This is a genomic window from Streptomyces sp. NPDC059917, assembly GCF_042730635.1.
Taxonomy (GTDB): domain Bacteria; phylum Actinomycetota; class Actinomycetes; order Streptomycetales; family Streptomycetaceae; genus Streptomyces.
Genome location: NZ_JBHWLC010000108.1, coordinates 1 through 8847, shown reverse-complemented (window position 1 = coordinate 8847; position 8847 = coordinate 1). Strand labels below are relative to the sequence as shown.

10 protein-coding genes are annotated in these 8847 nt (G+C 73.4%); 7 read left to right on the top strand and 3 right to left on the bottom strand.

All coding sequences use genetic code 11. The features are described from left to right. Window positions 1-237: 237 nt before the first annotated feature. Together ACFWAR_RS35990 and ACFWAR_RS35985 are read right to left on the bottom strand one after the other, a co-directional pair. On the bottom strand, window positions 238-426 hold the full coding sequence (locus ACFWAR_RS35990) for a DUF397 domain-containing protein (RefSeq protein ID WP_385786847.1): 189 nt from the start codon (window positions 424-426) through the stop codon (window positions 238-240). Continuing rightward, window positions 386-1234 (bottom strand): helix-turn-helix domain-containing protein, encoded by an 849-nt coding sequence (locus ACFWAR_RS35985; RefSeq protein WP_385786841.1) that lies wholly within the window; start codon window positions 1232-1234, stop codon window positions 386-388. The genes ACFWAR_RS35990 and ACFWAR_RS35985 overlap by 41 nt, the downstream gene beginning before the upstream one ends. 83 nt (window positions 1235-1317) lie before the next feature. Here ACFWAR_RS35985 and ACFWAR_RS35980 point away from each other — a divergent pair, with 83 nt between their 5' ends. The 5 genes from ACFWAR_RS35980 to ACFWAR_RS35960 all read left to right on the top strand — a co-directional run bounded on the left by ACFWAR_RS35980 (window position 1318) and on the right by ACFWAR_RS35960 (window position 5683). Next, window positions 1318-1752, top strand: coding sequence for an ATP-binding protein (locus tag ACFWAR_RS35980; RefSeq protein ID WP_385786838.1), 435 nt, complete (start codon window positions 1318-1320; stop codon window positions 1750-1752). A 71-nt stretch (window positions 1753-1823) separates the two neighbouring features. Continuing rightward, complete coding sequence (locus tag ACFWAR_RS35975) at window positions 1824-2465, top strand: class I SAM-dependent methyltransferase (protein WP_385786834.1); 642 nt, start codon at window positions 1824-1826, stop codon at window positions 2463-2465. Window positions 2466-2569: 104 nt separating this feature from the next. Beyond that, the gene (locus ACFWAR_RS35970) at window positions 2570-3577 is read left to right on the top strand and encodes an N-acetylmuramoyl-L-alanine amidase (protein WP_385786831.1); all 1008 of its coding nucleotides are present in this window, start codon (window positions 2570-2572) and stop codon (window positions 3575-3577) included. 148 nt (window positions 3578-3725) lie between these two features. Continuing rightward, complete coding sequence (locus ACFWAR_RS35965; RefSeq protein WP_385786828.1) at window positions 3726-4565, top strand: hypothetical protein; 840 nt, start codon at window positions 3726-3728, stop codon at window positions 4563-4565. 107 nt (window positions 4566-4672) lie between these two features. Continuing rightward, a complete protein-coding gene (locus tag ACFWAR_RS35960; RefSeq protein WP_385786826.1) occupies window positions 4673-5683 on the top strand; it encodes an LLM class F420-dependent oxidoreductase in 1011 nt (336 codons plus the stop codon). 48 nt (window positions 5684-5731) lie between these two features. On the opposite strand, the gene ACFWAR_RS35955 is transcribed toward ACFWAR_RS35960, so the two are convergent. Beyond that, window positions 5732-6940 carry an MFS transporter gene (locus ACFWAR_RS35955; RefSeq protein WP_385786823.1) on the bottom strand — a complete coding sequence of 403 codons (1209 nt, stop codon included), beginning with the start codon at window positions 6938-6940 and terminating at the stop codon, window positions 5732-5734. A 117-nt stretch (window positions 6941-7057) separates the two neighbouring features. Here ACFWAR_RS35955 and ACFWAR_RS35950 point away from each other — a divergent pair, with 117 nt between their 5' ends. After that, a complete protein-coding gene (locus ACFWAR_RS35950) occupies window positions 7058-8011 on the top strand; it encodes a LysR family transcriptional regulator (RefSeq protein WP_385786820.1) in 954 nt (317 codons plus the stop codon). 196 nt (window positions 8012-8207) lie between these two features. After that, a complete protein-coding gene (locus tag ACFWAR_RS35945; RefSeq protein WP_385786817.1) occupies window positions 8208-8759 on the top strand; it encodes a hypothetical protein in 552 nt (183 codons plus the stop codon). Window positions 8760-8847 lie beyond the last annotated feature (88 nt).

The following is an 8847-nucleotide window of genomic DNA, read 5'->3' as shown; positions in this document are numbered from 1 at the left end:
GGCGGGGGGGGTTTTTCCCCCCCCGTCTCCGTGCTCGACTTTTACCACCGCTAGCCCCCTGCGCCCCCCCCCGGGTCACCCCGTGGGGTGTTCCGCGGGCCCCCCGCCCTGCCCACCACGCCCCAGGGTAGAGGGAGTTCGATGCAGGATGAAGCGAAGGCCGACCGCCCCCGCCGGATCCCGCCGCCGACCCCGGACCGCTGAACCAGCCGACCGGGGCGGCGCCGCAACCGCGCGTCAGAGACCGCGCACGAACTCCGCGAAGGCGGCCGGGCTCACGGTGAAGGCGGGCAGCTGGGGGTTCTTGGAGTCCCGCACGGCTACCTGGTGGGGCTGGGTGGCGACCTCGACGCACTCGCCGCCGGTCGTTCCGCTGTACGAGGACTTACGCCAGCGCGCGCCCGACAGGTCCTGGATGGTGTCCATAACGTTCCTCCATTACACGGGCGATCAGGGCCGCCGAATCCCCGACGGAGAGGGCAGTGGCCTGCAAGTGATCGTAACGGAGCGAACCCTCCCTGAGAGCTTGCGGATTGGCCGTCATGTGCCCCTGGACGAAGTCCTCCGTGTAGACGATGTCGGGGTCGTCGTTGAAGCGCAGGATCGTGAACGAGCCGTCCAGCCCAACGTGAGCGCCCACGCCGAACGGCAGGATCTGCACTTGCAGCCACTCCCGCCGCTCCAGGGTCAACAGGTGGGCAAGTTGGTTCCTCATAACCTCCCGGCCACCCACCTCCTGATGCAGCACCGCCTCGCTCATCACGACCCACATCAGTGGCGCGTTCTCGCGTTGGAGGATCCGCTGGCGGTCCATCCGAGCCTCGACCTTCGCATCCAGGCCCTCATCAGTCCGTACGCCCAACAGCGCTCGCGCGTAGTCCGGCGTCTGGAGCAGTCCGTAGACCACCTGTGCCTGGAACGACGAGATGTACGCAGCCCGGGCCTCCATCTCCGCATACGCCTGGAACCACGTCGGGAGTTGGCTCCGCAGCACCAGTCCCACCAGCCGCGAGAACATCCCGTCCGTGCCCAGCGCGGCGTCCACGCGTTCGGAGAAGTCCCGGGTCGGGACCTTCCTCGCCGTCTCGATCTGCCCGATGAGGGAGCCCGTGCAGAAGATGATGCTGCCGAGCGCGTGCTGTTTGAGTCCGGCTTCCTGGCGCAGGCGGCGCAGCTCGAAGCCGTAGTAGTCCAGCGGAGAGGCGCTGGGATCGAGGTCGCGGATGTTGACCATGGGCGGTCACCCCCAAGTACACGCCGTGAGGCGTTCGTTTCGGTCCGTAGCCGAGCGTAGTGAGACCGCCACACGCTGGTGCGGTGAATCACGTAACTGAGTACTCCGCGACGGAAGTTGACGGCACCTACCGGATGGGCTTCACCGTGGGTGCCCACTCCGCCCGGCACATGCGGCGGATCCTGCGGATGCTGCTGGCCCGCTGGGAGCTGGCCGCGCTGGCGGACGCGGCCGAGCTGGCGCTGACCGAGCTGGTCGCGAACGTCGTCCGGCACGTGCCGGGGCGCGGCTGCGCCGTGGTGATCCTGCTGCGGCCCCGGGGGCTGCGGGTGGAGGTGGAGGACGGGTCACCTTCTCCCCCGCGCGCGCCCGGCGACGTACGGCCGCTGGCCGAGGACGGGCGGGGGCTGCTGCTCGTCGACGCCGTCACGGACCGCTGGGGCACGGAAGGGACCGCCACCGGCAAGACGGTGTGGTTCGAGTGCGACCGGCCGGGGCTCCGCGGGACCCGCCCGTAGCGTCCTACCGGGCGGTAGGGCAGCATGGGCCGCCACCCGCACGCGCACCCCCCACCACCTGGAGGAACACCATGGCCAGCCCCAAGCCGGAGACCCTCGCCGCCTTCGAGGCGGCCAAGGGGTTCATGCCCGTACGGGAGGGCCTCGCGCTCTACGCGGCGGCCGCCGAGGCCGCCTCGCTCGGGCTGCCGCTGCTGGAGGTGGGCACGTACTGCGGGCGCTCCACGATCCTGCTGGCCGACGCGGCCCGCGAGGCCGGGCTGAGCGCGATCACCGTGGACCACCACCGCGGCAGCGAGGAGCAGCAGCCGGGCTGGGAGTACCACGACCCGACGGTCGTGGACCCGGAGGTCGGGCTCATGGACACCCTGCCCACCTTCCGCCGGACCCTGCACGCGGCGGGCCTGGAGGAGCACGTGATCGCGATCGTCGGACGTTCGCCGAAGGTGGCCGCGGCCTGGGGCGGCCCGCTCGGCCTGGTCTTCATCGACGGCGGGCACACCGACGAGCACGCCACCGGCGACTACGAGGGCTGGGCCCCGCACCTGGCGCCCGGCGGCACCCTGGTCATCCACGACGTTTTCCCGGATCCGGCGGACGGCGGGCAGGCGCCGTACCGGATCTACCTGCGGGCGCTGGCGTCCGGGGCCTTCGAGGAGGTTTCCGTGACGGACTCGCTGCGCGTCCTGCGCCGCACGGGCGCGGGCATCTGACCTGCGGCGACGCTCCGGGAGGCGACTCCATCCGGCCGTGCGCCCGGCCCTCGGACGGGTCAGGGTCCGGACGGCGGGCGGGGGCGGGGTCTAGCATCGCCGACGTGCCGTACGACGACAGTGCCCCGCAGCCCGAGTCCGCCTCTTCGGTCAACCCGGACCGGCCCTGGTTCACGCGCCGCTCCACGCTGGCCGTGGCCGTGGCCGCCCTCGCGCCGCTCTGCCTCGCCGGGTGGGTGCTGGTGGAGGTGACCTCCGGGGCCGGGGCCGACGACGGCCGGCCCCCGGCCGCCGCGAAGCCGCCGCTCTCCCCGCCCTCCTCGCAGCCGCGCCCGCAGGGCAGCGCCTCGGCGTCCGCCTCGGCGTCCGCGTCCGCCTCCGCTTCGGCGAGCGCCTCCGCCTCTCCCGGCGCGTCCGCGGCGGCGGTCCCCGGCAAGGGGTCGCTGGCCGGGCGCGTGGTGGTCATCGACCCGGGGCACAACGCGGGCAACTTCAAGCACACGAGCGAGATCGACAAGCAGGTCGACATCGGCACGAACATGAAGGAGTGCGACACCACCGGCACCACCACCAACGCCGGTTACATGGAGGCCGAGTTCACCCTCGACGTCTCCCGGCGGATGGCCACGCTCCTGCAGGCCCAGGGGATCAAGGTGGTGTTCACGCACCGCGCCGACCGCCCCTTCGGCCCGTGCATCGACGAGCGGGCCCGGATCGGCAACGAGGCGAACGCCGACGCGGTGGTCTCGGTCCACGCCGACGGCGTCGCCGCGGGCAACCGCGGCTTCCACGTGATCCTGCCGGCGAAGGTCAAGGGCGGATCCGCGGACACCGCGAAGATCGTCGGCCCCTCGCGCGAGCTGGGCGAGCGGATCGCGGGGAACTTCACGCGCTCGACGGGCTCGGCGCCCTCCAACTACGTGGGCGGCGGCACGGGCCTGGTGGTCCGCGACGACCTCGGCGGGCTCAACCTCTCCACCCGGCCGAAGGTGTTCATCGAGTGCGGCAACATGCGCGACCCCAAGGACGCGGCCCTGCTGACCAGTCCGGAATGGCGCGAGAAGGCGGCCCAGGGCATCGCGAACGGCATCGTCGGCTTCCTCGGCGGGTAGGAGAGGGGGCCGGCTACGGCCCCTGACCCCTCGGGCGCGCGAAACGTCCGTACGATGGTGCCCGCCCGCCGCCCCGCTCCACAGTGGACCGCGGCCCGTCGGCACCACGAGACGACGAGACGACGAGACGACCGAGAAGGACATCCAAGTGAACATCCGCTCCCTCACTAGAGGCGACGGCGTGGTGATCGGAGCAGCGGTGCTGCTGTTCATCGCCTCGTTCCTCAACTTCTACTCCGTGGACTGCGCCGGGCTCGCGGCCTGCGAGGCCCGGATCCCGAACGCGTGGGACACGGACCGGCTGAACATCGTCCTCCCCTCGGTCTTCCTGACCGGCATCGCCGCCGCGGCCCTGATCATCTCGACCCGGCTGCTGCCGGCGGGCCGCAAGGTCGCCGGGCAGGGCCTGGAGGTCTGGGGCGCCGGTCTCGCCGTCGCCGCCGCCTGGTCCTCGCTGTGGTCGCTGATCGTCAGCCCGCCCGGGGCCGGGCTGGGGGCGGGCTGCGTGATCGCCTTCCTGGCGAACGCCGCGCTGGCCGTCGTCACCCTCGCCGGGTCGAAGATCCCCGCGCTGGCGGGCGCCCTGGTGCCCGCGCCGAAGCCGCAGGTCGCGCAGCCGTACGGCGGCCAGCCGCAGCCGGGCGCCGGATACGGCTACCCGGGCGGTCAGCAGCCCACGCCGTACGGGACGACCCCGCAGCCCGCACCGCCGTACTCCGGCCACGGCGCCCCGGCGCCCACCCCGGGCCCGGCGGCCCCGCAGGACGCGCAGCCGTCGGCGGGCGGCGACTTCGCCCCGTTCTGGTTCGCGGTGCCGGTGGCGCGCCCCCTCTTCGCCGAGGACGGCTCGCCGACCCCGATCGCCGAACTGGTGCCGGGCACCTGGTACCTGGCGGTGGACCAGCGCGGTCCGGCCGCGCTGGTGGCCCAGACGCCGGACAACCGGCGCGGCGTGCTGAACGACACCTCGGGCATCCAGCGCGGCTGAGCCCGAGCGTCCGCCCGTACCGACGGCCCCCCGCCCTTCCGGGCGGGGGGCCGTTGGCCTACAGTCTCCTGACGCCCCGTCAGATAAGGCTCGCGGAGGGACCGTACATGCGCCTCGGACTCGCACTCGGCTACTGGGGCCGCGGCCCCAACCCGGACCACCTCGACCTCGCCACCGAGGCCGAACGGCTCGGCTACGACTCCGTCTGGACCGCCGAGGCCTGGGGGTCGGACGCCTTCACCCCGCTCACCTGGATCGCCGCGCACACCACCCGGATCCGGCTCGGCACCGCCATCGCGCAGATGGCCGCCCGCACCCCGACCGCCACCGCGATGCACGCGCTCACCCTGGACCACCTCTCGGGCGGGCGGATGATGCTCGGCCTCGGGCTGTCCGGCCCGCAGGTGGTCGAGGGCTGGTACGGGCGCCCCTTCCCCGCGAGCCCGCTGACCGCCACCCGCGAGTACGTCGACGTCATCCGCCAGGTGCTGCGCCGCGAGGCGCCCGTGGCGCTCGACGGCCGCTTCCACACCCACCCGTACCGCGGCGCCGACGGCACCGGCATCGGCAAACCCCTCCGCCCCATCACCCACCCGCTGCGCGCGGACCTGCCGGTCCTGCTCGGGGCCGAGGGCCCGAAGAACATCGCCCAGACCACCCGCATCGCGGACGGCTGGCTCCCGCTGTACTGGTCCCCGAGCCGCACCGACGTCTACCAGGCGTCCCTGACCGCCCTCCCCGAGAACTTCATGATCGCGCCGATGGCCCGGGCCCACGTCTGCGACGACGTCGCCGAGGGGCTGCTCCCGGTCAAGGCCATGCTCGGCTTCTACATCGGCGGCATGGGGCACGCGGCCCGCAACTTCCACGCCGACCTGATGGCGCGCATGGGGTACGAGGAGGAGGCCCGCCGGATCCAGGAGCTCTTCCTCGCGGGGCGCAAGCAGGAGGCGGTGCTCGCCGTCCCGGACGCCTTCGCGGACGAGATCTCCCTGATCGGCCCGCGCGAACGCATCGCGGAACGCCTGGACCTCTGGCGCAAGGGCCCGGTCACCGACCTCCTCCTGACCGCCCCGGACCCCCACACCCTCCGCGTCCTGGCCGAACTGAACACGTAACCCCGCCACCTCCAGCCCCGCCGGCGTTTGAGGCGCCCCCGGAGGGACCTAGGCGACCGGCACCCCCACCCGCACCCGCTCACCCCGAGGCAGCAGAAAGGGCGTGCCCAGCATCAGCACACCGGCCACGGCGATCGCGACCCGCGGCCCGGCCAGCCCCGCCAACACCCCCCACACCCCCGTCATCGCCGCGATCGTCAGCTTGCTGGTGACCGACCACGCCGACAACGTGCGGGCCACCCGGTCCACCGGAAGCCGTTCGAGCCGGTAGGTCGCGAAGACCGGGTTGAAGACGCCCATGCAGGTGATCAGCCCGAACTCGACCACGACGACCAGCACGAGCCCCGCCACCCCCGGCCGCACGAAGGCCAACCCGAGCGACCAACAGGCCCGCAGCACCCCGCTGACGACCATGACCCGCCGCCGCCCGAACCGGGCGACCAGCGGGCGCGCCAGCCTGGCCCCGACGATCCCACCGACGCACGGCAGGCCGAAGGCCAGCCCGTACTGCCAGGGCGCGAAGCCGAGCTCACCCAGCATGAGGACGGCGAGCAGCGGCAGCGTCGCCATGATCAGCCCGCCGACCAGGACCGTGTTGAAGAACAGGGGCCGCAGCGCGGGGTGGCTCAGGACGTACCGCCACCCCTCGAACAGGTCCCGGAGCCGCAGCCCCCCTCCGGCGCGCCGGGGCCGGGGCTCGCTCCCGCCGATCGCGGCGATCCCCACGGCCGAGAGCAGGTAGCTGACCGCGTTGGCCACCACGGTCAGCACCGGTCCGAACAGCCCGATCGCGGCCGTACCGAGGGGCGGCCCGAGGACGGAGGCCGTCCAGGTCGTCGTCTCGAAGCGGCCGTTGGCGACGAGCAGGTCCGCCGGCCGCACGAGCGCCTTCAGGTAGGCGCCACTGGCCGCGCCGAAGGCGATGTCGGCCGCGCCGACGACGACGGACACGACCAGGAGTTGTGCGAAGCCGAGCAGACCCAGCGCGTAGGCGGCGGGCACGCTCATCAGCGCCACGAAGCGGACGAGGTCCATCGCGACCATCACCGGCCGCTTGCGGCGGAACTCCACCCAGGGCCCGAGCGGCACCGCCACGACCGCCCCCACCGCGAGACCCACGGCCGCCAGCACCGCCACCTCGGTCGGCCCGGCGTGCAGCGCGAGGATCGCGATCAGCGCGAACGCGTCGAAGGCGAGCCAGGTGCCGAGGGTGCTGACCCCGTACGCCGCCCAGAGCCACCCGAACTTCCGGCCCACGCGCACCACCCCTTCCCTTCGCCTCCCCGCAGAGCTAACCGAGCGGGACACCGGCCGGTCAAACAACCGATCCGCGATCCGCACACAACGGCAGGTTGTGGAGTAGCCTCCCCCGACGTGGACCTCGAAGCCGTACGCACCTTCGTCACCGTCGTGGACGCGGGCCGCTTCCAAGCGGCCGCCGCCGACCTGGGGGTCACCCAGCAGGCCGTCTCCAAACGCGTCGCCGCGCTGGAGAAGGCCCTCGGCGCCCAGCTCTTCACCCGCACGGCGCGCGGCGCCGAGCTCACCATCGACGGGCGGGCCTTCCTGCCCCACGCGCGCGAGCTGCTGCGCGTCGCCGAGCGCGCGCTCGCGTCCGTACGGCCCGGCCGCCGTGCGCTGCGCGTCGACGTGATCGCCTCGCGCGTGGCGGCCTCGGGCCTGATGCGCGAGTTCCACCGCGCGCACCCCGAGTTCGAGCTCGACGTGCTGATGCTCTTCGACATCGAGGCGGCGGTGGCCGCCGTACGGTCCGGGGAGATCGACGCGTCCTTCCGCGCCGTGTCCGCGCCCGGCCGGCCCCTGCCCGGGGACGTCGAGTCCGTGCGCGTGCTCGACGAACCGCTCCAGCTCCTGACGGGCCCCGCCCACGCGCTGGCGGGCGCCCGGTCGGTGACCCTCGCCCAGCTGGCCGGGCACCGGATCTGGATGCCCGGCCTCGTCCCCGGCACCGAGTGGGCCGCCTACTACGACGACCTCGTCGCCGAGTTCGGCCTCACCATCGAGGCGACGGGCCCCAACTTCGGCTCCGACGCCCTCCTCGACACCATCGCGGACACCCCGGCCCTGGCCACCTTCATGGGCGAGCACACGCGGCTCGTCTGGCCCGACGGGCACGGCCTGCGCCGCATCCCGGTGATCGATCCGACGCCCGTCTACCCGCACTCCCTGATCTGGCGCCGCGACAACCCCCAGCCCGCGCTCGCGGCACTGCGCGAACACCTCGCGGCGCCGCGCCCCGGCGGCTCCGAGGACCCCGTGGGCCCCGAGGGCCGGACGTGGACGCCCGCATGGGCGCGGCGGAGGTGAGGTGGCACCACGATGGCGCCACGGATTCCCCGCGTGGCACCACCTTGACGCCACACCCCCAACAAGCCCTTGACCTGCCCTTTCACAGAGCAGCCCACCCCCCGACGCTCACCGAATAGCACTCATGGCACCACGTGGCGCCAAAATGGCGCCACAAAAGCTGGCCGTGGCGCCATTCGTGTGCCATGCTTTCGCCATGGACCTCACGCCCTACGTCGATCACCTCCGGAACGAGCTCGCGGTAGCCGCTGAAGCGGGCGGCGCCGAATCCCGCGCCCTGGCCGAGCGGCTCACCGCTCCGCTGGAGTCGGCCGCCCGGCTGACCCTGCTGAACGCCCTGTCCGCCGCCATGGGCGAGGTCACCCAGGACCTCGCGCCGGGCTCGGTCGACGTACGGCTGCGCGGGCTCGACCCCGAGTTCGTGGTGACCGCTCCCCCGGCCCAGGAGCCCTTCGCGTACGGAGGCACCCTCCCGGAGCACTCCGCTCCCGCGGCGGCTCCGGTCCCCGTCGCGGCTCCGGCCGGCGAGGGCGACGAGGGCGGCACGGCCCGCATCAACTTCCGCCTCCCCTCCCACCTCAAGAACCGCGTCGAGGACGCCGCCGGCCAGGAGGGCCTCTCGGTCAACGCCTGGCTGGTCCGGGCCGTCGCCGCGGCCCTGGAACCGGCCGGGCCCGTCGCACCGGCCGCACCGCCCTCCCCGGGCCGCTCGCGCGGCCCGCAGGGCTTCACGGGCTGGGTCCACTAGGGCGTGTTTCGAAAGTAGCGCCGGGCGCCCGAAGGGCGCGGCTCGCGGCGTCTGGTGCCGTGCATCGCAAGGCGGAGGATCGCCCGCC